This window comes from Cupriavidus sp. SIMBA_020 (assembly GCF_046535395.1).
Classification (GTDB): domain Bacteria; phylum Pseudomonadota; class Gammaproteobacteria; order Burkholderiales; family Burkholderiaceae; genus Cupriavidus; species Cupriavidus campinensis.
Window position 1 is genome coordinate 25,186 of sequence record NZ_JAWRWU010000013.1, and the last position, 25,171, is coordinate 50,356.

Annotated in this window: 21 protein-coding genes and 1 pseudogene; 15 read left to right on the plus strand and 7 right to left on the minus strand. The window is 67.9% G+C overall.

The window, feature by feature from the left end:
• Nucleotides 1–37 precede the first annotated feature (37 nt).
• From gspD to SB751_RS21810, 6 genes and pseudogenes are all read left to right on the plus strand, one after another.
• Nucleotides 38–2,422 (plus strand): type II secretion system secretin GspD, encoded by a 2,385-nt coding sequence (gspD, locus tag SB751_RS21785; RefSeq protein ID WP_211943614.1) that lies wholly within the window; start codon nucleotides 38–40, stop codon nucleotides 2,420–2,422.
• A gap of 105 nt (nucleotides 2,423–2,527) precedes the next feature.
• A complete protein-coding gene (gene gspE, locus SB751_RS21790) occupies nucleotides 2,528–4,003 on the plus strand; it encodes a type II secretion system ATPase GspE (RefSeq protein ID WP_410748564.1) in 1,476 nt (491 codons plus the stop codon).
• Nucleotides 4,004–4,019: 16 nt separating this feature from the next.
• Nucleotides 4,020–5,237 (plus strand): type II secretion system inner membrane protein GspF, encoded by a 1,218-nt coding sequence (gene gspF, locus SB751_RS21795; protein WP_211943612.1) that lies wholly within the window; start codon nucleotides 4,020–4,022, stop codon nucleotides 5,235–5,237.
• Between the two features lie 73 nt (nucleotides 5,238–5,310).
• Nucleotides 5,311–5,595, plus strand: coding sequence for a hypothetical protein (locus tag SB751_RS21800; protein ID WP_144201992.1), 285 nt, complete (start codon nucleotides 5,311–5,313; stop codon nucleotides 5,593–5,595).
• A gap of 214 nt (nucleotides 5,596–5,809) precedes the next feature.
• A pseudogene (locus tag SB751_RS21805) lies at nucleotides 5,810–6,267 on the plus strand (DUF2778 domain-containing protein).
• Nucleotides 6,264–6,548 carry a hypothetical protein gene (locus SB751_RS21810; RefSeq protein WP_092300085.1) on the plus strand — a complete coding sequence of 95 codons (285 nt, stop codon included), beginning with the start codon at nucleotides 6,264–6,266 and terminating at the stop codon, nucleotides 6,546–6,548. Before SB751_RS21805 ends, SB751_RS21810 begins: the two are co-directional and overlap by 4 nt.
• Before the next feature lie 24 nt (nucleotides 6,549–6,572).
• Here the strand turns inward: SB751_RS21810 and SB751_RS21815 are convergent, their stop codons facing one another.
• Nucleotides 6,573–7,928: an NYN domain-containing protein gene (locus SB751_RS21815; RefSeq protein ID WP_410748540.1), complete on the minus strand. Its 1,356-nt coding sequence runs from the start codon at nucleotides 7,926–7,928 to the stop codon at nucleotides 6,573–6,575.
• Nucleotides 7,929–8,208: 280 nt separating this feature from the next.
• Here SB751_RS21815 and SB751_RS21820 point away from each other — a divergent pair, with 280 nt between their 5' ends.
• Together SB751_RS21820 and SB751_RS21825 are read left to right on the plus strand one after the other, a co-directional pair.
• Nucleotides 8,209–11,802: an indolepyruvate ferredoxin oxidoreductase family protein gene (locus tag SB751_RS21820; RefSeq protein ID WP_144201996.1), complete on the plus strand. Its 3,594-nt coding sequence runs from the start codon at nucleotides 8,209–8,211 to the stop codon at nucleotides 11,800–11,802.
• A 237-nt stretch (nucleotides 11,803–12,039) separates the two neighbouring features.
• Complete coding sequence (locus SB751_RS21825) at nucleotides 12,040–13,515, plus strand: LamG-like jellyroll fold domain-containing protein (protein ID WP_410748541.1); 1,476 nt, start codon at nucleotides 12,040–12,042, stop codon at nucleotides 13,513–13,515.
• Between the two features lie 42 nt (nucleotides 13,516–13,557).
• Here the strand turns inward: SB751_RS21825 and SB751_RS21830 are convergent, their stop codons facing one another.
• The 5 genes from SB751_RS21830 to SB751_RS21850 form a co-directional block, all read right to left on the minus strand.
• Nucleotides 13,558–14,370, minus strand: a complete 813-nt coding sequence (locus tag SB751_RS21830) for a carbohydrate ABC transporter permease (RefSeq protein WP_092300097.1) — start codon at nucleotides 14,368–14,370, stop codon at nucleotides 13,558–13,560.
• On the minus strand, nucleotides 14,367–15,251 hold the full coding sequence (locus tag SB751_RS21835) for a carbohydrate ABC transporter permease (protein ID WP_144202000.1): 885 nt from the start codon (nucleotides 15,249–15,251) through the stop codon (nucleotides 14,367–14,369). The genes SB751_RS21830 and SB751_RS21835 overlap by 4 nt, the downstream gene beginning before the upstream one ends.
• A 36-nt stretch (nucleotides 15,252–15,287) precedes the next feature.
• Nucleotides 15,288–16,583: an ABC transporter substrate-binding protein gene (locus SB751_RS21840; RefSeq protein ID WP_144202002.1), complete on the minus strand. Its 1,296-nt coding sequence runs from the start codon at nucleotides 16,581–16,583 to the stop codon at nucleotides 15,288–15,290.
• 66 nt (nucleotides 16,584–16,649) lie between these two features.
• A complete protein-coding gene (locus SB751_RS21845) occupies nucleotides 16,650–17,630 on the minus strand; it encodes an ABC transporter ATP-binding protein (protein WP_313818670.1) in 981 nt (326 codons plus the stop codon).
• 46 nt (nucleotides 17,631–17,676) lie between these two features.
• Nucleotides 17,677–18,447: a DeoR/GlpR family DNA-binding transcription regulator gene (locus tag SB751_RS21850; protein ID WP_144202006.1), complete on the minus strand. Its 771-nt coding sequence runs from the start codon at nucleotides 18,445–18,447 to the stop codon at nucleotides 17,677–17,679.
• A 115-nt stretch (nucleotides 18,448–18,562) separates the two neighbouring features.
• On the opposite strand from SB751_RS21850, the gene SB751_RS21855 reads away from it, so the two are divergent.
• The 5 genes from SB751_RS21855 (at nucleotide 18,563) to SB751_RS21875 (ending at nucleotide 22,298) form a co-directional block, all read left to right on the plus strand.
• Nucleotides 18,563–18,982, plus strand: a complete 420-nt coding sequence (locus SB751_RS21855; RefSeq protein ID WP_144202008.1) for a GNAT family acetyltransferase — start codon at nucleotides 18,563–18,565, stop codon at nucleotides 18,980–18,982.
• A gap of 31 nt (nucleotides 18,983–19,013) precedes the next feature.
• A complete protein-coding gene (locus tag SB751_RS21860) occupies nucleotides 19,014–19,364 on the plus strand; it encodes a GFA family protein (RefSeq protein WP_144202010.1) in 351 nt (116 codons plus the stop codon).
• Between the two features lie 17 nt (nucleotides 19,365–19,381).
• The gene (locus SB751_RS21865) at nucleotides 19,382–19,807 is read left to right on the plus strand and encodes a VOC family protein (RefSeq protein ID WP_144202012.1); all 426 of its coding nucleotides are present in this window, start codon (nucleotides 19,382–19,384) and stop codon (nucleotides 19,805–19,807) included.
• Between the two features lie 101 nt (nucleotides 19,808–19,908).
• Nucleotides 19,909–21,150: an MFS transporter gene (locus SB751_RS21870; RefSeq protein WP_144202014.1), complete on the plus strand. Its 1,242-nt coding sequence runs from the start codon at nucleotides 19,909–19,911 to the stop codon at nucleotides 21,148–21,150.
• Nucleotides 21,147–22,298, plus strand: a complete 1,152-nt coding sequence (locus SB751_RS21875; RefSeq protein WP_186296965.1) for an MFS transporter — start codon at nucleotides 21,147–21,149, stop codon at nucleotides 22,296–22,298. Before SB751_RS21870 ends, SB751_RS21875 begins: the two co-directional genes overlap by 4 nt.
• Nucleotides 22,299–22,310: 12 nt before the next feature.
• Here SB751_RS21875 and SB751_RS21880 read toward each other — a convergent pair whose 3' ends face one another.
• Nucleotides 22,311–23,192, minus strand: coding sequence for a dioxygenase (locus SB751_RS21880; RefSeq protein ID WP_250024872.1), 882 nt, complete (start codon nucleotides 23,190–23,192; stop codon nucleotides 22,311–22,313).
• Nucleotides 23,193–23,506: 314 nt separating this feature from the next.
• On the opposite strand from SB751_RS21880, the gene SB751_RS21885 reads away from it, so the two are divergent.
• Nucleotides 23,507–23,782: a hypothetical protein gene (locus SB751_RS21885; RefSeq protein ID WP_377732352.1), complete on the plus strand. Its 276-nt coding sequence runs from the start codon at nucleotides 23,507–23,509 to the stop codon at nucleotides 23,780–23,782.
• Between the two features lie 48 nt (nucleotides 23,783–23,830).
• The gene (locus tag SB751_RS21890) at nucleotides 23,831–25,141 is read left to right on the plus strand and encodes an MFS transporter (RefSeq protein ID WP_144202018.1); all 1,311 of its coding nucleotides are present in this window, start codon (nucleotides 23,831–23,833) and stop codon (nucleotides 25,139–25,141) included.
• The last annotated feature ends 30 nt before the right edge of the window (nucleotides 25,142–25,171 follow it).

A 25,171-nucleotide genomic window follows, 5' to 3' on the forward strand; every position in this document is an offset into this window, starting at 1 on the left:
AGCCCTTGACCCCGAGCGCAGCACGCTTCGAACCATGATGACAACGCACGCACACCACCGCATTCTCCGTACCGCCTGCGCCCGCGCCACCGCGCTGCTGTGCGGCCTGTCCCTGCTGGCCCCGGCCCCGCTGTGGGCCCAGGGCCAGCCGCCGCAGCCCAACGACATCACGCCGCGCACGCAGAACCGCGACCAGGTGGTGCTGAACTTCGTCAACGCCGACCTCGACTCGGTGGTCAAGGCCGTGGGCCAGGCCACGGGCAAGAACTTCGTCATCGATCCGCGCGTGAAGGGCACGGTGAATCTGGTGACGGAGCAGCCGGTGTCGCGCGCGCAGGCACTGGAGACGCTCGGCTCGGTGCTGCGCATGCAGGGCTATGCGATGGTGGAGAGCAACGGCTTCACCAAGGTGGTGCCCGAGGCGGACGCCAAGCTGCAGGGATCGCCCACCGTGATCGGCGCCGGCTCGAGCCGGGGTGACCAGGTCGTCACACAGGTGTTCCGGCTCAACTACGAGTCCGCCAACAACCTCGTGCCGGTGCTGCGCCCGATGATCGCGCCGAACAACACCATCACCGCCTACCCGGCCAACAACACGCTGGTCATTACCGACTACGCCGACAACCTGCGCCGGCTGGCCCGCATCATCGCCGCCGTGGACGCGCCGGCGTCGGGCGAAGTCGAACTGATTCCGCTGAAGAACGCCATCGCCAGCGACGCCGCCGTGATCCTGCAACGGCTGCTCGATCCGTCGGCCTCCGGCGGCGCCGGTGGCGGCGCCGCGCCGGGTGGCGATGCCAGCCTGCGCACCTCGGTGGTGGCCGAGCCGCGTACCAATTCGCTGATGATCCGCGCCTCCAGCCGCGCGCGCGTGCAGCAGGCGCGCCAGCTGATCGAGAAGCTCGACCAGCCCTACGCCCGCCCCGGCAACATCTGGGTGGTGCCGCTCAAGAACGCCGATGCGGTGAAGCTGGCCGCCACGCTGCGCGCCATCGTCGCCGCCGACACCAGCTTCGCCAGCTCCACGCAGCCGGGCGGGACGGCCGGCGCGGGCGCGAACACCGCCACGTCCGGCACGTTCCAGAACCAGGCGTCCACGCAAAGCGGCCAGTACGGCGGCGGGTCGTCCAGCAGCGGCGGCTATGGCCGCTCGGGCTCGTCGGGCTCGGGCTTCGGCGGCGGCGGGTCGAACGCGTTCTCGTCGTCGTTCGCGGTCAACCAGCAGCCGACCACCGGCGGCACGATCCAGGCCGACCCCACCACCAACGCGCTGATCATCACCGCCAGCGAGCCGGTCTACCGCAACCTGCGCGCCGTGATCGAAGACCTCGACGCGCGCCGCGCGCAGGTCTATATCGAGTCGATGATCGTGGAAGTGAGCGCCACGCAGGCCAGCGAACTGGGCATCCAGTGGCAGGGCCTGATCAACTCGGGCGGCAACGCCATCGGCTTCGCCGGCACCAACTTCGGCTCGGGCGGCAAGAACATCATCAACCTGACCGGCGCCATCGCGGCCATCAACAACGACAGCACGGCGGGCATCGCGGCCGCCACGCAGCTGGTGCCGGATATTGGCGGCCTGAACCTGGGCGTGGTCAACAAGGCCATCGGCCTGGGCGCGCTGCTGCGCGCGCTGGGCAGCAACGACAGCGTGAACCTGCTCTCCACGCCGAACCTGATCACGCTGGAGAACGAGGAAGCCAAGATCCTGATCGGCCAGAACATCCCGATCACGACCGGCTCCTACGCCCAGACCGGCAGCTCGGCCTCCGTCACGCCGTTCCAGACCTTCGACCGCAAGGACGTCGGCATCACACTGCGCGTGCGCCCGCAGATCACGGACGGCGGGCTGGTCAAGATGCAGATCTACCAGGAGTCCTCGTCGGTGGTGGCCAACACGGTCAACGCCACGCAGGGCCCGACCACCAACGTGCGCTCGATCGAGACCAACGTGCTGGTGGATGACGGCCAGATCATCGTGCTGGGCGGCCTGATCGAGGACAGCTACGGCGACGGCGTGCAGAAGGTGCCGCTGCTGGGCGACATTCCCTACCTCGGCGCCCTGTTCCGCTACGAGAACAAGAACCGCAAGAAGACCAACCTGCTGGTGTTCCTGCGCCCGTACATCATGCGCACGGCGCAGGCCACGGACCGCCTGACGCAAGACCGCTACGAGTACATCCGCGGCCAGCAGCAGGGCTTTGTCTCGCCTAACATGTTCGTACACGACAAGGACACCCCGGTGCTGCCGCCGGCGGACGCGCCGGGCGCGCCGTTCGTCGATCCGCGCTACAACGGGCCGGTGCAGAGCCCGCTGCCGCTGGACCCGACCGTGCCTGCCGCGCCGTCGCCGGCCCCGCAGGCAGCGCCGCGCCCGATCTCCAAGGGCCCGCAAGCCACCGATACGCCACACGCCGGTTAAAGGCGAACCATGGCCACCGAAACCCTCGACAACACCGCCCCGCCGGCACCGCCGGCACCGTCGGCACCGGCACCTGTACCGGCACCACTCGAGCCGCCCTCGCCGATGGCGGCGCGGCTGGTCTCGTACTCGTTCTCGCGCGAAGCGCCGCTGCTGATCGCCCACCAGCGCCCCGATGGCGTGGAGGTCTGGGTCAGCCGCGCCACGGCGCCGCAGGCGCTGGCCGAGGTGGCCCGCGTGCACGGCGCGCTGCAACTGCGCGTGCTGGAGCCGGACGCGCTGATCGCGGCAATCTCCGATGCCTACAACCGCCAGGACGGCAGCGCCGCCCAGGTGGTGGGCGAGGTGGAGGGCGAAGTCGACCTGTCGCGCCTGATGCAGGACATCCCCGCCGTGGAAGACCTGCTCGAGTCCGAGGACGACGCGCCGATCATCCGCATGATCAACGCCCTGCTGACCCAGGCGGCGCGGGAGCAGGCCTCGGACATCCATATCGAGCCGTTCGAGTCGTCGTCCGTGGTGCGTTTCCGGGTGGATGGCACGCTGCGCGACGTGGTGCGGCCCAAGAAGGCCCTGCACGGCGCGCTGATCTCGCGCATCAAGATCATGGCGCAGCTCGACATCGCCGAGAAACGCCTGCCGCAGGACGGCCGCATCACGTTGCGCGTGGGCGGCCGGCCGGTGGACGTGCGCGTCTCCACGCTGCCCACGGGCCACGGCGAGCGCGCGGTGCTGCGTCTGCTCGACAAGGAAGCCGGCCGGCTGGACCTTGCCAAGCTTGGCATGGCGCCCAATACGCTGGTCGGCTTCGACCATCTCGTGCGCCAGCCGCACGGCATCGTGCTGGTGACCGGGCCGACCGGCTCCGGCAAGACCACCACGCTGTACGCGGCGCTGTCGCGGCTCGATGCGCGCACCACCAACATCATGACGGTGGAAGACCCGATCGAGTACGACCTGGACGGCATCGGCCAGACCCAGGTGAATCCGCGCATCGACATGACCTTCGGCAAGGCCCTGCGCGCGATCCTGCGGCAGGACCCGGACGTGGTGATGATCGGCGAAATCCGCGACCTGGAGACGGCGCAGATCGCCGTGCAGGCCTCGCTGACCGGCCACCTGGTGCTGGCCACGCTGCACACCAACGATTCGGCCTCGGCCGTGACGCGTCTGGTCGACATGGGGATCGAGCCATTCCTGCTGTCGTCGTCGCTGCTCGGCGTGCTGGCGCAGCGGTTGGTACGCCGGCTGTGCCCGCACTGCAAGCGCGAGGAAGTGATCGAAGTGACACCCGCCGAGGCCGAGATCCTGCACGCGCAGGGCAAGCCGCTCCAGCGCGTGTGGCACGCCGTGGGCTGCGACAAGTGCGGCCATTCAGGCTATCAGGGCCGGATGGGCGTCTATGAACTGCTGACCGTGGATGCCGACATCCAGACCATGATCCACCGCCAGCAGCCCGAATCCGAGATCAAGCAGGTGGGGCTGGCCAAGGGCATGCACACCATGCGCACGGACGCCCAGCGCTGGATCGACAGCGGCGCCACGTCGCTCGAAGAAGTGCTGCGCGTGACGCGCGAATAGCCGGGAGCCGCACCGCATGCCCGCCTATCGCTACGAAGCGGCCGACGCCGCCGGCCGCGCCGACCGCGGCGTCATCGAGGCCGACAGCCCCAAGCAGGCGCGCACGCAACTGCGCGCGCGCGGCCTGACGCCGATTACCGTCGATCCGCTGGCCGGCGCCGGGCTGGCGCCACGCACCGGCAGCAGCGTATTGGTGCGCCGGCTCTCCACGCAGGAGCAGGCGCTGTTCACGCGCCAGCTCGCCAGCCTGATCGTCTCCGGCCTGCCGCTGGACGAGGCGCTGGGCGCGCTGGCCGATCAGGCCGAACGCCAGTACGTGCACGAACTGCTGGCCGGCATCCGCGCCGAGGTGATGGGCGGCAGCTCGCTCTCCGTGGCGCTGGCCCAGCATCCGAAGGACTTTCCCGATATCTACCGCGCCCTGGTCTCGGCCGGCGAACATTCCGGCCACCTCGGCGTGGTGCTGGAACGGCTGGCCACCTATATCGAGACGCGCAACCAGCTCACCTCGAAGATCCGGCTGGCCTTCACCTACCCGGCCATCGTCACCGTGGTGGCGTTCGCCATCGTGATCTTCCTGTTGTCGTACGTGGTGCCGCAGGTGGTGAGCGTGTTCGCCAATACGAAGCAGAAACTGCCGACGCTGACCATCGTCATGCTGGCGCTGTCGGATTTCGTGCGGAACTGGTGGTGGGCGGCGCTGGGCGTGATCGCGGTGGCTACGCTGGCCATCCGCAGCGTGCTGCGCCAGCCGGACGTCCGCCTGGCCTGGCACCGCTGGCTGCTGACCGCCCCGCTGGTGGGCAAGCTGATCCGGGGCTACAACACGGCGCGCTTCGCCAGCACGCTGGCCATCCTGGTCTCGGCCGGCGTGCCGATCCTGCGCAGCCTGCAGGCCGCCGGCGAAACGCTGACCAACCTCGCGCTGAAAACCAACGTGGACGACGCCACCACCCGCGTGCGCGAAGGCGCCTCGCTGGCCCGCGCGCTGGCCGCCCAGAACCAGTTCCCGCCGGTGCTGGTCCACCTGATCCGCTCCGGCGAAGCCACCGGCAACCTGCCGATCATGCTGGAACGCGCCGCCATCGGCGAAAGCCAGGAACTGGAACGCCGCACGCTGTTCCTGACCAGCCTGCTGGAACCGCTGCTGATTCTGACGATGGGCGTGGTGGTGCTGCTCATCGTGCTGGCGGTGCTGATGCCGATTATCGAGATCAATCAGCTGGTGCGCTGAGTTTCGAACTCGTACGATGTTCGCGGCGATACGGAGTCGCTAGCCTCGTGGGCTCTACTGCCTGCGAGGTGAAATGACTACGCTTATCCGCTACCTGCTGCTCGGCCTGTGGACCATCGTGGGGACGCTCGGCCTGACCTACGTGTGGTTCCACTGGGTCTCGTTCCTCATCCCATTTCCGGAAGCTTTCTGGGTCTGGATGTTCACCCAGTTCCCTGAGTTCGGGGACTGTGAATCGTCCCACGACCTCGTCATGCTGATCCACCTCGGGCTGTCGTTCGGGGTGGTGGTCATCGGAACCTGGCTGACCCGCAGATGGGTGCTGGCCCGGCGCCGGCGCATGGCCGGACTTCGTTGATGCGCCTGCCCTCTCCCTCGGTCCCTCTCCCACGGGGAGAGGGAAGCACCCCGAAGGCATAGCCACGGCTGGCGGTTAGCTCCCCGCGCCCGCCTGCTCAAGCGCGCAGCCCTCTGATGCGCTGAGTTTCGAACTCGTACGATGTTCGCGCCAAAGTCTGAGGCGTAGCCTCCTTCGTGCTCTCACGGTTGAGAGACTTCGATGGAGAACGAACATGCTCGAATGCACCTTTGAACTGAATGGCAAAGCAATGAGTGCGCTGCGCTGCGGCGCTCTGGCTTTTCCAGCGTTTTCTGGCCTGGATCACCATAAGAATCGACCCGAATTTTCCTGCTATGCAAGTACAGGTCCGATTCCCCGCGGAACCTACTACGTCGTTGATCGGCAATCCGGAGGCATGCTCGGGTCGATCAGAGATTCGCTTCGGAACAAGAACGAATGGTTCGCTCTCTATGCTGTTGACGGCAAGATAGATGACGAAGCCTTCTGCAACGCCATACGGCGCGGCGAATTCCGCCTCCATCCGAAGGGCGGCCAAGGCATCAGCAAAGGGGCATTACCGTCGAGAGCCACATGGGCTACCACCACCTACGCTCGCTCCTCAAAGCCCAGCGACAACACCCCGTGCCGGGGACGACGCTCAAGGCGTATGGCAGGGTGATCGTCAGATGAAGACCTTGGCTCGGTGGCTATTGTTGGCCGTGTGGACGGTTTTTGCCACGCTCGCGCTAACCTTCGTTTGGCTGCGTTGGCTTGCGGCCATCTTCCCATTCCCGGAGTCGTTCTGGTTCTGGATATTCACCCATGTCCCGGGATTCTGGGACGGCGAAGCTGGCGACGATCTGGAACTCCTGGTCCACCTCGCCTTGTCATTCGTGGCGGTGGTGATCGGAACCTGGCTGGCGCGCAGGTGGATGCTGGACCGGCGTGGGCGAGCGGCCCGGCTTCGTTAAGCCGGCCGCCCTCCCCTCACTACCTTACTCCGCTGCCTTCTTCACCGCCTTCTTGGCCGGCGCGCGCTTGCGCGGGGCGGCTTTCTTTGCGGGAGCTTTCTTGTCGGCGGGCTTCGGGGCTTCCTCGGCGGGGGCCGGGGCGGGCTCGGTGGGTTCCTCGACAACCTGGGCGGACAGCACCGTCGTGCCCGGGGCGGCGAAGACCGACTGGTCGATTGGCCACGGGGTGTCGCTCAGGGCGACTTCCGGACGCTTGGCGCGCTTGCCGCGTGACGAGGCCGGGGGTTCCACGGCTTCCGGGATCAGGGTCGAGGCGGAGCCGGCCGGCTCATCTTCGGACGCCGCCGAGAAGATCGGGGCCGGCTCGGGGATGGCGTCGATCTCGACCACCGGCGCGGGCGTTTCCACCGGCGGCACAGCCTGGGCCACCGTGGTGGCCGGCAGCGGCGGCGGCGACGGACGACGCTCCTGCTGGTTCGACTGGTTTTGCGGCTGGTTTTGCTGCGGGCGTTGCTGCTGGCCGGACTGACCGGACTGACCGGACTGACCGGACTGACCGGACTGACCGGACTGACCGGACTGCTGGCCAGACTGCTGCCCCGGCTGGCCGCCCTCCCCCCTGGCGCGCTTCTTCAGCCGCACCCAGATGGTCTTGTTGTTCCCGCCGTTGCGCGTCTCCACCTCGAACAGGTTGGTCGACGCCACGAGTTCGGACAGCTTGCCGTACCCATAATTGCGCGAGTCGAATTCCGGCGCCTGCTTGGCGATGTGGTTGCCCATGCCGCCCAGCGTGGACCAGCCGTCTTCGTCGGACACCGCCTGCGCCGCGCTTTGCAGCAGGCGCACCAGCCGCGAGTCCTGGCGCAGTTCCTGGCTGTTGCGGCGGCGCGCCGGGGCCACGGCGCCCTCGGCTTCCACGTCGGTATCGGTGTCCGCGCGCAGCACATCGGAATAGATGAACTTGTCGCACGCCGTCACGAACGGCTTGGGGGTCTTGCGCTCGCCAAAGCCGTAGACGATCAGCCCCTGCTCGCGGATCCGCGAGGCCAGCCGCGTGAAGTCGCTGTCACTGGAGACGATGCAGAACCCGTCGAAGCGGCCCGTGTAGAGCAGGTCCATTGCGTCGATGATCATCGCGCTGTCCGTGGCGTTCTTGCCCACGGTGTAGCGGAACTGCTGGATCGGCTGGATCGAGTGCGACAGCAGTCGCTCCTTCCATCCGGCCAGGTTGGGCTTGGTCCAGTCGCCGTAGATGCGCTTCACGGCGGCCACGCCGTACTTGGCCACTTCGGCCAACAGGCCTTCCACGATGGCGGGCGCCGCGTTGTCGGCGTCGATCAGCACAGCCAGGGTCGCGCCCTGGCGAGGGGAATTTGTCATGTGTCGATAGGGGGGTTGCGGTGCAGCCGGCGCCGCCCGGAGCGGGCAGCCGCGGCCGCCTGGATGCAACGCAGTGTACACGCTGGAGGCCCGCCCCTACGGGAAATCACGGGGGTAGCTGGCCCGGTTTATGCTGCATAGCAAGGTACCGCGCGCGCTACGCGGGTGCTACCATGCCGCGCAGAGACACGGCCTTCCCACGCCTCCACAAGAGGCCCCGGAAGGTTGCCCACAACTGATGTGTCGGTGATCCCGACAGCATGCCCATAGAGGAGCACTTATGAATGCCCCCCTGACCCCGCCGGTCAGCGACGCCATTCGTCGCGCGCTAGAGAACGTTTCCCTCGAAGACAAGTACACGCTGGAACGTGGCCGCATCTATATCAGCGGCACGCAGGCGTTGGTACGGCTGCCGATGCTGCAGCAGGAACGGGATCGCGCCGCGGGTCTGAACACTGCCGGTTTCATCTCCGGCTATCGCGGGTCGCCGCTCGGCGCACTCGACCAGTCGCTCTGGAAAGCCAAGAAGCATCTTGCAGCGCACAACGTCGTCTTCCAGGCTGGCCTGAACGAAGATCTCGCCGCCACCTCGGTGTGGGGCTCCCAGCAGGTCAACATGTATCCGGATGCCAAGTTCGATGGCGTCTTCGGCATGTGGTACGGCAAGGGCCCGGGCGTGGACCGCACCGGCGACGTCTTCAAGCACGCCAACTCCGCCGGCTCCAGCCAGCACGGCGGCGTGCTGGTGCTAGCCGGCGACGACCATTCGGCCAAGTCCTCCACGCTGGCGCACCAGTCCGAGCACATCTTCAAGGCCTGCGGCCTGCCCGTGCTCTACCCGTCCAACGTCCAGGAATACCTCGACTACGGCCTGCACGGCTGGGCGATGAGCCGCTACTCCGGCCTCTGGGTGGCCATGAAGTGCGTGACCGACGTGGTGGAATCGTCGGCCTCGGTCGAACTGGACCCCCACCGCGTGGAGATCGTGCTGCCCGACGACTTCATCCTGCCGCAGGGCGGCCTGAACATCCGCTGGCCCGACCCGCCGCTGGATCAGGAAGCGCGCCTGCTTGACTACAAGTGGTACGCCGGCCTGGCCTATGTGCGCGCCAACAAGCTCGACCGGATCGAGATCGACTCGCCGCACGCGCGTTTCGGCATCATGACCGCCGGCAAGGCCTACCTCGACACCCGCCAGGCGCTGTCCGACCTCGGCCTCGATAACGAGACCTGCGCGCGGCTGGGCATCCGCCTCTACAAGGTGGGCTGCGTGTGGCCGCTGGAAGCGCACGGCGCGCGCAAGTTCGCCGAGGGGCTGCAGGAAATCCTCGTGGTCGAGGAAAAGCGCCAGATCATGGAATACGCGCTCAAGGAGGAGCTGTACAACTGGCGCGACGACGTGCGCCCCAAGGTGTACGGCAAGTTCGACGAGCGAGACAACGCGGGCGGCGAATGGTCGATCCCGCAGAACAACTGGCTGCTGCCGGCCCACTACGAGCTGTCCCCGGCGATCATCGCCAAGGCCATCGCCACGCGGCTGGAGAAGTTCGATCTGCCGTCCGATGTGCGCGCCCGCATCGCCGCCCGGCTGGCGGTGATCGAGGCCAAGGAGCGCGCGCTGGCCACGCCGCGCGTGACCGCCGAGCGCAAGCCATGGTTCTGCTCCGGTTGTCCGCACAATACGTCAACCAACGTGCCCGAGGGTTCGCGCGCGCTGGCCGGCATCGGCTGCCACTACATGACCGTGTGGATGGACCGCAGCACCAGCACCTTCAGCCAGATGGGCGGCGAAGGCGTGGCCTGGATCGGCCAGGCGCCGTTCGCGGGGGACAAGCACGTGTTCGCCAACCTGGGCGACGGCACCTACTTCCACTCGGGGCTGCTGGCCATCCGCGCGTCGATCGCGGCGGGGGTCAACATCACCTACAAGATCCTCTACAACGACGCCGTGGCGATGACCGGCGGCCAGCCCGTGGACGGCCAGCTCTCGGTGCGCGACATCGCCTGGCAGGTGGCCGCCGAGGGCGCGAAGCAGATCGTCATCGTCACGGACCAGCCCGAGAAGTACAACGGCGCGATCAAGCTGCCGGAAGGGCTGAACGTCTACCATCGGGACCAGTTGGATCGCATCCAGCGTGAACTCCGCGAGGTGCCGGGCTGCACCATCCTGATCTACGACCAGACCTGCGCCACCGAAAAGCGCCGGCGCAGGAAGCGCGGCACCTTCCCCGATCCGGCCCGCCGCGCCTTCATCAACGACGCGGTGTGCGAAGGCTGCGGCGACTGCTCGGTCAAGTCGAACTGCCTGTCGGTGGAGCCGCTCGAGACCGAGCTGGGCACCAAGCGCCAGATCAACCAGTCGTCGTGCAACAAGGACTTCTCGTGCCTGAACGGCTTCTGCCCGTCCTTCGTGACGGCCGAAGGCGCCCAGGTGCGCAAGCCCAAGGCGCAGGGCATGTCGATGGAGAACCTGCCGGCGCTGCCGGAGCCGACCCTGCCGGGGCTCGATCATCCGTTCGGCGTGCTGGTCACGGGCGTGGGCGGCACAGGCGTGGTGACGATTGGCGGCCTGCTCGGCATGGCCGCGCACCTGGAAAACAAGGGCGTGACGGTGCTGGACATGGCCGGGCTGGCGCAGAAGGGTGGCGCGGTCCTCTCCCACGTGCAGATTGCCGCGAAGCCCGATGACCTCCATGCCACGCGCATCGCCATGGGCGAGGCGGATCTGGTCATCGGCTGCGATGCCATCGTCTCCGCCAACGACGAAGTGATCTCGAAGACGCAGGCGGGCCGCACCCGCGCGGTGGTCAACACCGCGCAGACGCCGACCGCCGACTTCATCAAGAATCCGAAGTGGCAGTTCCCGGGGCTGTCGGCAGAGCAGGACATCCGTACCGCCGTGGGCGAGCAGTGCGAGTTCATCAACGCCAGCGCGCTGGCCGTGGCGCTGATCGGCGACGCCATCTACACCAATCCGCTGGTGCTCGGCTTTGCCTGGCAGAAGGGCTGGATTCCGCTGACGCTGCAGGCGCTGGAGCGCGCCATCGAGCTGAACGGCGTGTCGGTGGACAAGAACAAGGCTGCGTTCGACTGGGGCCGCCATATGGCGCACGACCCGGCGCAAGTGCTGGCGCTGACCGGCAAGCTCAAGCCGGCCATGGAAGGCGCGGACGTGGTGAAGCTGCCGACGTCGTCCGGCGCGCTGCTGGAGAAGCTGATTGCAAGCCGCGTGGACCTGCTGACCCAGTACCAGGACGCCGCCTACGCGGCCCGGTACCGCGACGCCGTGCAACGCGTGCGCGCGGCCGAAACCGCCTTGGTGGGCGCCGGCAAGCCGCTGCCGCTGACCGAGGCCGCTGCGCGCAACCTGGCCAAGCTGATGGCCTACAAGGACGAGTACGAGGTAGCGCGGCTCTACACGGACCCGGTGTTCCTCGACAAGCTGCGCGCCCAGTTCGAAGGCGAACCCGGCCGCGACTACCAGCTCAACTTCTGGCTCGCGCCGCCGCTGATGGCCAAGCGCGATGAGAAGGGGCATCTGGTCAAGCGCCGCTTCGGTCCGTCCACCATGACACTGTTCCGCCTGCTCGCCAGGCTGAAGGGCCTGCGCGGCGGCGCGCTCGATATCTTCGGCAAGACCGAGGAACGGCGTACCGAGCGCGCGCTGATCGGCGAGTACCGGGCGCTGCTGGACACGCTGACGCAAGGCTTGTCCGCCGCGAACCATGACACCGCGATTGCGCTGGCGAACCTGCCGGACGACATCCGCGGCTTCGGGCACGTGAAGGAGAACAATCTCAACGCGGTGCGCGGCCGGTGGGCCAAGTTGCTGGCGCAGTTCAAGCATCCGGAGGCGGGGCAGCAAGCCGCCTGATAGCGCTGAGGTAAGCAGGGGCAGGTGTCGGCAATCGCTGGCACCTGCCCTTTTTTTCGTCTATCAATGTTCAAGTGAATCTTGGCGACTTGCGTATCGCCACAGCAACAGCGTCACGGCGCTGACATGGTCAGCCGGAACAATCCGCATTGCCGCCACCCAGTCGTGCATCAGGCGGCACTTTTCGCAGTTCCATCGCCAATTCCATCGCCATTTCACCTTCAAAGCGAGGTTCGCATGTCGTCCACTACGCTGGTGTTTCGACGTTTCATTCGCGCATGTTCCGGGCTGTTACTGATTGCGGTGTGCTCCCCGGCATTCGCGGGCTACTGGACCGGCGTGTCCCGCAGCCTGCCGGTCTCGCCACTCGGCAACACGGTCGCGCTGTCCTGCCACAACTGCTACGGCACCACCAACGCTGCCACGACCACCCAGGTGTCGATGGCGCTGAACCGGGGGCTCGACCTCGTGGAGTTCGACCTGACCCTGCACGCCGATGGCCAGGTCTATGTCGAGCACAGCGACTCCGAGTCCGCCGTGGGCACCTTCGCCAGCGCCCTGGCCAATACCGCGCTGCAACAGAGCGACCGCATGCTGTTCCTCGAAATCAAGGAGGGCTACTCGACGGCTGCCGCCAGCGACACCCTGATGCTCGGCGTGCTGCGCGCGATCCGCGACTGGGGCTATGCCACAGCGGGCCGGCCAGTCATGCTGCGCGCCTTCATGGACGGCAACAATCGCCACCAGCATCTGGTGCGAGCCAAGGCGCTGCTGGCCCAATCCGAATTCGCCAGCATTCGCGACCATGTGCGCTTTCATGCACTGATCGAGAGCGATATCCGCAACCGCATGCGCACGGCCAAGAGCCTGGGCTTCCAGGGCGTGGAACTCGAATACCGGATGGCCAGCCTGTTCGGCGCGATCGATCAGGCCAAGCTGCTCGGCCTCGGCGTGGGCGTCTACACCACGCCGGCCAGCCTCGGCGAGCTGTACCTGTCGGCGCTGCGCGAGGATGTGGACTTCATCACCTCGGACTACGACCGGGGCGCCACGCCGCTGGCCACCTCGGCCCGGGCGCTGATCACCGAAGCCACCTCGCTGTTGCACATGAACACGCTGACGCAGACCGCCTACCCGCTGACATACAGGCGCACGGGCCTGGCGACCTCCACGGTGGCCCAGAGCGGCACCACGCCGACGCTGGAAGTGCTGTCGGTCACGTCCGATGAGGACCGCGTGGGCGGCAGCATGGTGTTTGCCGGTGCGCAGTCGGTGACGACCTGGCAGGCCGACAACGACACCAACGGCGGCTTCCTGGTCAGCGCAGTGGTGAACTTCGACGACCTGACCTCGGGCGCCACCGCCGCGATCCTGGCCAAGAGCGACGCGGGCGGCTTCGCGCTGGAGCAGGCGGGCACGCTGCTGCGCTTCGGCGTCTACGTCAACGGCGGCTACCAGTACGCTACCGTGCCGCTGTCCTCGCTCAATGGCACGGATTCGTACTTCATCGTCGGCGCCTATGACGGCGACGGCGCGGTGCGGCTCTGGGTCAACAACGTGGAGCGCACCCCGTCGGTCTCGGTGACGGGCGGCGTCGGCCTGAACACCAGCCCGATCGTGATCGGCGCCGACCCGCAGGGCGCCACCGACCGCCGCTACTTCTTCAAGGGCAAGGTCCAGCAGGTGATGGTGCAGCGCTGGCGCAACCACTGATCGCGCCCCGGCCCCGCCTCGCGCGGGGCCAGTTTTGCCGGGCTACTTGATGCCGGCGTTCATGAACGACTGCATGAACTGGCGCTGGAACAGCAGGAAGGCGACCAGCAGCGGGCCAATCGACAGCAGCGTGCCGGCGGACAGCACGCCCCAGTCCACACCGGTCTCGGGCGCCGCGAACAGCGCCATGCCCACGGTCACCGGGCGGCTCGCCTCGGTGTTGGTAATCACCAGCGGCCACAGGAAGTTGTTCCAGTGATAGCTGATGGACACCAGCGCATAGGCCAGGTAGGTGGGCCGGGCCAGCGGCACGTACACCTTGAGCAGGATCGCCAGCCGGCCCAGGCCCTCGATGCGCGCCGCGTCCTCCAGCTCCTGCGGCACCATCATGAAGGTCTGGCGCAGCAGGAAGATGCCGAACGCGCTGCCAATGTAGGGCAGCGCCACGCCGAGGTAGTGATCCACCTGCCCGAGGCGCGCCACGCTGACGTAGTTCTCGGTAATCAGCACCTCCGGCATCACCATCAGCTGGAGCATGACGATGGCGAACACCAGCCCCCGGCCCGGGAAGCGCAGCCGCGCCAGCGCATAGCCGGCCAGCGTGCACACCAGGAGCTGGAGTACCAGCAGCAGCGTGACGATGCAGAAGGTGTTGACGAGGTAGCGCGCGAACGGCGCCACGCGCCACGCGGCGGGGAAGTTGCCGAAGCCCCAGCGGGTATCGAAGGACAGGCGCAGCGCATCGCCATCGGGGTGGAACGCCGCCCAGAACATCAGCAGCAGCGGGGCGATCCACAGCAGGCCGGCCAGCCAGCCGGCCACGGGAAGCAACAACCGGGGAGGAGCGATCGTCATCGGTAATGGACCCGCTTGCGGGAGAACCAGAACTGGAGCGCCGAGCACAGGGCCAGCAGCGCCAGCAGCACCAGCGTCAGCGCCGAGGCGTATGAGATGTCCTGGAACTTGAACGCCACTTCATAGAGGTAGTAGAGCAGCAGCGTGCTGGCGTTGTTCGGGCCGCCGCGCGTGAGCACGAACAGGTGATCGACCAGCTTGAACGCGTTGATCAGCGCGTTGACCACCACGAACAGCGTGGTCGGCGCCAGCAGCGGCAGCGTGACCCGCCGCAGCCGATACCAGGCGGACGGCGCCTCGATGCGCGCCGCGTCGCGCTGTTCGGGCGAGATCGACTGGAGCGCGGCGAGGTAGAAGATCATGAAGAAGCCCGCCTCCTTCCAGATGGTGATGACCATCAGCGCAGGCAGCACGGTCTCCACATCGCCCAGCCAGTTGCGGCCAGCAATGCCGACGGCGCCGAGCAGCTGGTTGAACAGGCCGATGTCCGGCGCGTAGAAGAACAGCCAGACATTGGCGGCGGCCACCATCGGCAGGATGGTCGGCGTGAAGAAGGCCAGCCGCAGCAGGCCGCGGCCCGCGAAGCGCTCGTTGACCCAGAGCGCCATCGCCAGCGCCAGCATTACCGAGACCGGCACCGTGACCAGCGCGTACCAGAAGTTGTTGCGCAGCGCCTGCAGGAACACCGGATCGTCCAGCAGCGCGGCGAACTGGTCCGCGCCGCTGAACATCGGATCGACGCCGGGCGCCTGCGTGTGCAGGCTCTCCCAGACGCTGCCCGCGATGGGCCAGTAGGTGAACGCCGCCAGCAGCACCAGCGCCGGCAGCAACATCAGCCACGCATGGACAGCCGGCCTGGAGACGAAGGATCGGGAAGTCATGGCGTGGCGGATGTCGTTCACGATGAGCCCGCCGCGTCAGCGCTGGTACGGCTTCAGGATGCGGTCAGCCTGCGCCTGGGCACCGGCCAGCGCGGCCTTCGGCTCCTGCTGGCCGGTGATGGCCGACTGGAGCGAGTCCTCGAGCACCTTGCGCACGCGGCCCGCCTGGTGCGTCGACAGTTCGGCGGTCGCCACCTGGAGCTGGTCACGCGCGACCAGCGTCTGCGGCACCTTGGCAGCGTAGCTCTTGAGCGTCGGCGTCTCGTAGCTGGCCGGGCTCACGCCCATGTAGCCGGTGGCCACGCTCCATTCGGCCGAACGCTCCGGCGCCGTCAGGAAGCGCACCAGACGGTAGGCCGCCTTCTGCTCGGCCTCGCTGCCGCTCTTGAACAGGTAGAAGTTGCCGCCGCCGGTGGGCGAGCCACCCGTCGGGTTGCCCGGCAGCGGGGCCACGCCCACGTCGAACTTGGCGTCCTTGAGCACGGCGGTCAGGTTGCCGGTGGAATGCCACATCATCGCCGTCTTGCCCTCGACGAAGTTCTGGCGCAGCGTGCCCCACTCGATCAGGCCCTTCGGGCTCAGGCCGTCCTTGGCCAGCGAGGTCCAGTACTGGAGCGCTTCCACGGTCTTCGGCGTGTCGAAGGTGGTGTGCGAGCCGGCCGCGTTCATCAGCGTGGCACCGTTCTGCTTGGCCAGCGCGCCGAACATCCAGTAGGCGTAGCCGGTGGACGGGATCATCACGCCCCAGCGCGACGTGGCGCCACCGTCCTGCTTCACCAGCTTGGCGGCGGCCTCGCGCATCTCGGTCCAGGTGCGCGGCGGCTTGTTCGGATCCAGGCCGGCCTGCTTGAAGGCGTCCTTGTTGTAGAACATCACGATGGTCGAGCGCTGGAACGGGATCCCCCAGGTCTTGCCGTCGGCACGGCCGTTGTCCATCAGGCCCGGGTAGAAGCTCTGGAGCCACGCCTTGTCCTCGGGCGTGGTGGCGAAGTCATCGAACGGCCGGATCACGTTCTGGTCCTTCAGCTCGAACAGGTCGATCGAGAACAGCACCGAGGTCTGCACCGGCGTGCCGGCCTTGAGGGCGGCCAGCGCCTTGGTGCGGGCGTCGTCGTAGTTGCCGGCGTAGATGGCGTTGACCTTGACGTCCGGGTTGGCCTGCTGGAACTGGTCGACCAGCTTGTCCACCACCTGCGTCAGCGGGCCGCCGACCGAGACCGGGTAGTACATGGTGACCTGCGTGGTCGCCTGCGTCTGCGCCGCCGCGCCCAGCGCGGCCATCGAGAGAACGGCGCCCAGCGCAAGGGCCAGGCCACGGGATTTGAACGACATGAAGGCTCCTGGTGAAAGACGAATCAAAACATCGGGAAAGTCATCGGGAATGGCATGGAAGGCGTTTCACGCGGCAAACCGGTGGGCGCGCGCCGCCGGCCATTCCAGCGCCAGCCGGCTGCCGGTCTGCAGCGCGAGCCGGCCCGGATGGCGCACCAGCACGGGCTGCTCGTACACCTGCACCTCGATCAGCGTGTCGGCGCCGTGATATTCGCTGCGCGCGACGACGCCATCGTGAACATCCGTGCCGCCAGTGCCGGCCGCCGCCAGCGCGATGTGTTCGGGCCGAATCCCCACCAGCCCGTCCGTCCCCGGCACGCGCAGCAGGTTCATCGGCGGCTGGCCGATAAAGCGGGCCACGACCGGCGTGGCCGGCTGCTCGTAAAGCTGTTCGGGCGTGCCGACCTGGGCGATCTCGCCCTGATGCATCAGCACGATGCGGTCAGCCATGCTCATGGCTTCCACCTGGTCGTGGGTGACGTAGATCACCGTCAGGCCGAGCGCGCGCTGGAGCTTGCGCAGTTCGGCGCGCATCTCGGCACGCAGCTGGGCATCGAGGTTGCTGAGCGGCTCGTCCATCAGGCAGACCGGATGATGCGAGACGATGGCGCGGGCCAGCGCCACGCGCTGCCGCTGGCCGCCCGACAGCTCGCCCGGCTTGCGCGCGAGCAGCTTGTCCAGCCCGAGCATGTCGGCGGCCTGCTTGAGCCGCGCCGCCTGCTCGTCGCGCGGCAGCTTGCGCGCGCGCAGGCCGAACACGATGTTCTCGCCCACGCTCAGGTGCGGAAACAGCGCGTACGACTGGAACACCATGCTCAGGTGGCGCTCGGCGGGGTCCACATCGGTCACGTCCGCGCCATCGAACCAGATCCGCCCGCCGCTCGGCCGGTCCAGGCCGGCAATCAGCCGCAGCAGCGTGGTCTTGCCGCAGCCCGAGGCGCCGAGCAGCGCGATGAACTCGCCGCGCGCCACGTCGAGGTCGATGCCGCGGAGCACGTGGTGCTCGCCGAAGCGCTGCTGCAGGTTGTCGAGTCGCAGGTAGGCCATGGTTGTTTTGTTGGCGTAGGGGTCGGCGTAGGGGTCGGCGAATCCGTCAGCAGATATGAAGCGTCACGCCCGCGCGCTCGCACAGCGCGGGCAGGTCCGCGCCGGCGACGGTGCGGGCTTCCTCGTCGGTGAAGAAATGGTCGATCTGGGCGAGCGTGGCCACGCGGCACGGCGCGTCGCGCAGGAACTTGCTGCTGTCGGCCAGCACCGCGCGCACGTGGCTGTTGGCGAACAGCACCTGGGTGAACTCCGCCTCGTCCGGGTGGAACTCGAACAGGCTGCCCTCGGCATCCACCGCGCCCGCGCCGCAGATCGACAGGTGCGCGCGAAAGCGGCGGATGAATTCGAGCGTGGCGCTGCCCATCACGTCGCGGTCACCGGGACGCAGCCGGCCGCCGGCCACCCAGGTCTCGATGGCGGGCTTCTCGGCCAGCGCGTGCACGGCGTCCAGGTTGTTGGTGACCACGCGCAGCGGCCGGTCGGCGGGCAACGCGCGGGCGAACTCGGCCACCGTGGTGCCGTAGCCGAGGAACAGCGTGGCGTTGTCCGGCACCAGCGCGATGGCCGCATGGGCAATGCGCCGCTTGCGTTCGATCTGCGCCGTGCTGCGCTGCAAAAAACTGAGGTTGCGCTGGCCCGCCGGCAGGCTCAGCCCGCCATGCAGCCGCCGCACCAGGCCCTGCTCGCTCAGGTCGTTGATGTCACGCCGGATCGTCTGCGTGCTGACCTGGAAGCGATCGGCAAGCTGGTCGGTGCTGAGTTCGCTGGCATCGCGCAGCCAGTCGAGGATTTCACGTTGTCGCGGAGTTAGGCTCATTCGATCATGTTAGATGTTCGAATGAAAATTTAAACCCGAAGTGTGTCGGCGCGATGACTGTCGCTTTCGGTACACTGGGGTTCACCCTGTCTTCCCCCACACCGGTCTTACGCGCATGCAGATCCGCCCCTTCCGCCCCGCCGACGAATCCGCCGTGGTTGCCCTGTGGCAAGCCTGTGGCCTGACCCGCCCCTGGAACGATCCCCACCGCGACATCGCGCGCAAGCTGACCGAGCAGCCCGAGCTGTTCCTCGTCGGCGAGGCGGATGGCCGCTTGGTGGCCTCGGCGATGATCGGCTTCGACGGGCATCGCGGCTGGGTCTACTACCTCGCCGTCGCGCCTGCCTGCCAGGGGCGCGGCTATGGGCGTATGCTGATGGCGCGCGCCGAGGCGCTGCTGATCGAGCGCGGCTGCCCCAAGATCAATCTGCAGGTGCGCGAAGGCAACGACGCCGTGATGGCGTTCTACGCGAAGCTTGGCTATGGCCGGGATGCGGCCGTCAGCCTGGGCAAGCGGCTGATTCCGGACCAGTAGGCGGGCGGAAATCCACAAAAAAGGAGACCCCATGACCACGTACCAGGGAAGCTGCCACTGCGGCCGCGTCGCCTTCGAGGCGGACGGCGAGATCACGCAGGTGCTGCAGTGCAACTGCACCATCTGCCGCCGGCGCGGGCATCTGCTCTGGTTCGTGCCCAAGGCGCAGTTCCGGCTCAAGACGCCGGACGAGCACGCCTCCACCTATCGCTTCAACACGATGAAGATCGCGCATCGCTTCTGCCCGGTCTGCGGCTGCGGCCCCTACGCCGAAGCGACCGACCAGAAAGGCAATCCCACCGCCGCCGTGAACGTGCGCTGTGTGGATAACGTCGATCTGGCCAGCCTCAAGGTCATCGAGTACGACGGCCTGCACGCCTGAACCTGGCTGACGCGCCCATGCTCCGCATCGCCGGCATCGACCACCTCGTCCTGCGCACCGCCAACGTGCCGCGCCTCGTGCGGTTCTATGTCGATGTGCTCGGCTGCACCGTGGAGCGCGAGCAGGCCGCCATCGGCCTGACGCAACTGCGCGCCGGCAACGGCCTGATCGATCTCGTCTCGCTGGACGGCCCGCTGGGCCGGGCCGGCGGCGCGGGACCGGGCGCTGAGGGGCACAACCTCGACCACTTCTGCCTACGTATCGATCCGTTCGATGCCGAGGCGATCTTTACCCACCTGCGCATTCATCATATCGATAGCGGGCCGGTCGAGCAGCGCTACGGCGCCGAGGGCACCGGCCCGTCGATCTATGTGAAAGACCCGGACGGCAACACCGTCGAACTGAAAGGCCCGCCCAACCTGCCCGGCGATGGCGGTAGCTGAGCAAGTGCGCTGACGTAGGCATTCGCGCGCCGCGCCGATACAATTCCCGCTTCATCCATCGCATCGCCACCGGCGCGCGCCCGCCCTGCGCCAGGCGCGCCATGACCACCATCGACGCCCCCGCCGTACCCACCGCTGCGCCCCCGCCCCGCCATATCGTCTGGACGCTCGGCCTGACCGAGATCATCAGCTGGGGCACGCTCTATTTCACGTTCACGGTCTTCATCGACCCGATGCACCAGTCGCTGGGCCTCGGCAAGCCGTTCCTGGCCGGCGGGTTCTCGCTCGGGCTGCTGGTCTGGGCGATGTGCTCGTTCGCCGTGGGCCGGCTGCTGGACCGCGTGCCGGCGCGCAAGGTGATGGGCGGCGGCTCCGTGCTGGCGGCCATCGGCCTGTTGCTGTGGGCCTGGTCGCCCTCGCCCACGATGTTCCTGCTGATGTGGATACCGCTCGGGCTGGCCATGGCGTCCACGCTCTATGAGCCCGCCTTCGTGGTGCTGCGCCAGGCGTATGGCGATGGCTACCAGAAGCCGATCGTCCACGTGACGCTGCTCGCCGGCTTTGCCAGCACGATCTTTATCCCGCTCGGTCAGTGGCTGGTGCTGCACCTGGGCTGGCGCGGCACGCTGGTGATCTTTGCCGCGCTGAACCTGTTCGTCTGCGCGCCGCTGCATGCGCGGCTGCGCTACACGGCGCATGCCACCTATGCGTCCGCGCAGGCCGGCGGGCCGCTGGCCGGTGCCGGCGGACCCAGCATCGCGCGGCTGACACTGCGCCAACCCGTGTTCTGGGCCGTGGTGCTGGCCTTCACGGCGACGGCGGTGGTGGCCTCGCTGCTCGGCGCGCACCTGATCCCGATGCTGACCGAGAAGGGCATGCCGGTGGGCCAGCAGCTCATCGTGGCGGCACTGATCGGCCCCGCGCAGGTGGCCGGCCGGCTGGTCATGGCGCGCCTGCCGATCCACCATCCGGTGCGGCTGTCGATGCCGGTCTACTTCCTGATGGGCGCCGGGCTGGCCTGCTTCGCGCTCGGCCACGGCTACTGGCTGATGCTGGCCGCTGTGCTCTATGGCTGCGCCAACGGCGTCAACACCATGCTGCGCGCGATGGCCATGCCCGAGCTGATCTCCCGCCACCACTACGCCACGCTGAACGGGCTGATGATGACGCCGGTGCTGATCATGCAGGCCGCCGCGCCGTGGTTCGGCGCGCTGCTGTGGCGCGCCGCCGGCGGCTACTGGCTGATGCTGTGGGTCATGGTGGCGCTGGCCGTGGCCGCGCTGCTGGCGTTCGGCTTCGCCCTGCACCGGCGCGGGCTGCTGCGCCCGGGGGCCGCGGCATGACGGATGTCTCCCGCGCCACGCGCGGCACCATGGCGCTGTTCTTCGTCAACGGCGCCACCTTCGCCACCTGGGGCGTCCACATCCCGACCATCAAGGCGCGCTTCGGGCTATCCGACGCCATGCTCTCGTTCGCCATGCTCGCCGTGGCCGGGGGCGCCATCCTGGCGATGGGCCCGGTCGGCCGCTGGGTGGCGCGGCTGGGCAGCGGGCGGGCCTCGATGCTGGGCGGCGTGGCGTTCGCGCTCTGCACGCTTGGCATCCTCGCCATGCCCGCCTTCACGCTGCTGCTGCCGATGCTGCTCCTCTTCGGCATGACCAACGCCGCGTTCGACGTGGCCATGAACGCGCAGGCCGCCACGGTGGAAGCCAGCCGCCCCCGGCCCGTGATGTCGGCCCTGCACGGCATGTTCAGCCTCGGCGGCATGGCCGGCGCGGCGTTTGGCGGACTGATGCTGACGCTGGGCGTGCCGCCACTGGCCCATGCGGCGATGATCGCGGCCATGACGGCGCTGACCGCCGTGGGCGTCGCGGGCGGGCTGCTGGCCGATCATCCGGCCATGCCGACGACCGATCATCACCACCGCGCGCACGCCTCCCGCGCGCTCTGGCTGCTCGGGCTGATGGCGTTCCTCGGGCTGGTCGGCGAAGGGGCGATGTACGACTGGACGGCGGTCTATATGCGCGATGTGGCCGATGCGCCGCTCGGCTGGATCAGCTTTGGCTACGCCACGTTCTCGGGCGGCATGGCCTGCGGGCGCTTTGGCGGCGACCTGCTGCGCGCGCGCCTGGGCGATGCGCGCACGCTCACCGGCAGCGCCTGGCTCGGCTTTGCCGGCATCGCGCTGGCCATCGCAGCGCCGTGGCCGGTGCCGACGTTGATCGGCTTCAGCCTGATGGGGCTGGGTGCGGCCAATATGGTGCCGATCTTCTTCGTGGCGGCGTCGCGCCTGCCCGGCGTGACCGCCGCAGAGGGCATCGCGCGCGTGGCGCGCTTCGCTTATGTGGGATTGCTGCTGGGGCCGGTACTGATCGGCGGGGTGGCGCACCTGGCCAACCTGCGCTTCGGGCTGGCCGTGGTGGCGGTGACGATGGGGGTGATCGCGCTGTTCGGGGCGCGCGCCGCGCGGCGGTATCTCACGCCGCGCTAGCCCGAAGGAAGATCAGGCGGCCTGCCGCGCAGGGGCGCTGCCCGCGCCGCCCTCGAACACGAAGGTGTCCATGGCGAGCACGCCGTAGGTGACTTCATCCGCGATGCGATCGACCTGGGCCTGTCCATCGGACTTGGATGCCGGACCGAGCGCCGCGCCCAGCGCCACGAAGAACGGCAGCAGGTGTTCGTCGGTCGGGTGCGCGCGGCGGGCGAACGGGGCGTTGTCCCGATAGCCGGCAATCCGGCTGGTGTCGCCGGTGGCCAGCGCCTCGTCCAGCGCGTCTTTCATCCAATCGCGGAAGGCGTCGACATAGGGCTCGGTCTCAGGACCGTGCTGGGCCTTGCGCCCACCGCCGAATACTTCCTGCAGGTTATGCGTGAAGCTGCCCGAGCCGATCACGATCACGCCTTCATCGCGCAAAGGCGCCAGCGCGCGGCCGATCTCGATCTGCGTGGCAGGGCTCAGGTACGGGTTCAGCGCAAGCTGCAGCACGGGCATATCGGCGTCCGGGAAAAAGTGACGCATCGGCATCCAGGCACCGTGGTCGAGCGGTCGGTCGGCGTCCTCGGCCACGTAGCAGACGCCCTCCACGCCTGCGGCTTCGACCAGCGCCTTGACCCGGGCGGCCACGTCCGGGGCGCCGGGCGCGTCGTAGCGGAGCGCGTACAACTCGCGCGGGAAGCCGCCGAAGTCGTGCCACGCCTCCTGGCGCGTGCGCGTGCCGACGACCAGCGTGCTGTAGATCCAGTGTGCCGAGATCACCAGCACCGCCTTGGGCTGGCGCGCGCGCAGGCGTTCGCCCAGCGCATCGAATGCGGCGCCGGAGGGGCCGGGATCGATCGCCAGCATCGGCGATCCGTGTGACACGTAAATGGCGGGAAGCGTGCTCATGGCCTTCAATCCTTTTGTCCAACTGCATGAAGTTTGGCAACATTGGCGTCCCCCGGTACACGCGGATTGCGGATACCTCATGCAAATTTTCTGAACATGGAACGGTGTGCGTCACGCTGGCCGCGCCGCCGCGTTGGATAGCGCACACAGGCCGACAGCGTAGGCCGCTGCCTGACGGCAGGCACATGGCGATTGGGCCTATGATGGCGAAAAGCACGCGATCCCCGGATCGCCTCCCCAAGCTGCCTCGGACCGGCTCGCCGGCGAACATCGTGTTCAAGCCCCACGCTCCGCTTCACGCCCTGCCCCACGCGCTGTGGTGGCAGCCGGGCGTCTATGGCAGCGGGCCCGCCGTGCTGCTGTGGATCGTGGCGCGGCTGCCGGCGGACACACTGGCCGCCGTCTTCGGCACGCCGCTGGCCCCCGCGCTGTTCAACCATGCTGGCGATACCGTCTTCGTCACGGGCTGGATCGCCAGCGCGCTCTGGCTGTGGTTCACGCGCAAGCGCCCGGCCCCTCCGGCGCAGCAAGACGCCCTCCCGACGGTGCCCGACACCTCCCAACCGCGTACGCAAACCCGGCAAATGTAAGGATTCGCTTAATATGGCGGCTGTTTTTCACCGTCATATAAGAGTGTAATGTCCGTCACAATTGCCACCGCCAATGACCTCTCCAAAGCCACCCGACGACGCGCGATCCTCGCCGCGACCATCGGCAATGGCCTGGAATGGTTCGATTTCACCGTCTACAGCTTCTTCGCGGTCATCATCGCCAAGCTGTTCTTCCCCACCGGCGACGACCTGACCTCGTTCCTGCTGACCGTGGCCACCTTCGGCGTGGGCTTCTTCATGCGGCCCGTGGGCGCCATCGTGCTCGGCGTCTACGCCGACCGCGTCGGCCGCAAGGCGGCGCTGACGCTGACCATCCTGCTGATGGCGCTCGGCACGGCCATCATCGGCCTGGCCCCCACCTACGACAGCATCGGCCTGTGGGCCCCGGCGCTGATCGTGGTGGCACGGCTGATCCAGGGCTTCTCGGCCGGCGGCGAAGTTGGCGGCGCCACCGCGTTCCTGATCGAACATGCACCGGACGAGGAGCGCGGCGCCTATGCCAGCTGGCAGCAGGCCAGCCAGGGCATCTCCTTCATGCTCGGCGCGGCGATGGGCGCGCTGGTGACCAACGGCCTGAGCCCCGAGCAGATCGATGCCTGGGGCTGGCGCATCCCGTTCCTGTTCGGGCTGCTGATCGGCCCCGTCGGCATGTACATCCGCTCGCATCTGGAAGAGCCGCCCGAGTTCGAGGCGCGCCAGGCCGAGCGACGCGCGAACAATGTGAAGTTTTCGCCGCTCTCGCAGGTGCTGCGCGACCATCCGCGCGAAGTGCTGGCCGGCCTGGGCGTGACCATCCTCTGGACGGTCTGCACCTACGTGCTGGTGTTCTACATGCCGTCGTACGCCAAGCAGCAGCTGGGCCTGCCGCTGGGCGCGACGTTCCAGTCCACCGCCATCTGCGGCGCCATCATCCTGGTGCTGTGCCCGCTGATGGGCATGCTGTCGGACCGCGTCGGCCGCAAGCGCATGCTGACGGTGGTGGCGGTGGCCATCGGCGCACTCGCCTACCCGCTGTTCCACTGGCTCAATGTCTCGCCGACCACGTCCACGCTGCTGCAGGTACAGATCGTGCTGGGCATCCTGCTGGCCGCGTTCACCGGCCCGGCCCCGGCCGTGCTGGCCGAGCAGTTCCCGACCGAGGTACGCTCCACCGGCCTCTCGCTGGCGTATAACTTCGCCGTGACGATCTTCGGCGGCTTCGCCCCGCTGATCGTGACGTGGCTGATCACATCGACGCAAAACAAGCTCGCGCCGGCCTACTACGTGATTGCCGCCGCGCTGATCAGCATCGTCGCGCTGGTGTTCATGCACGACCGCACGGGCAAGCGGCTCGCCTGAGTACGCGGCGGGGTCGCCGGAAGTCAAAAA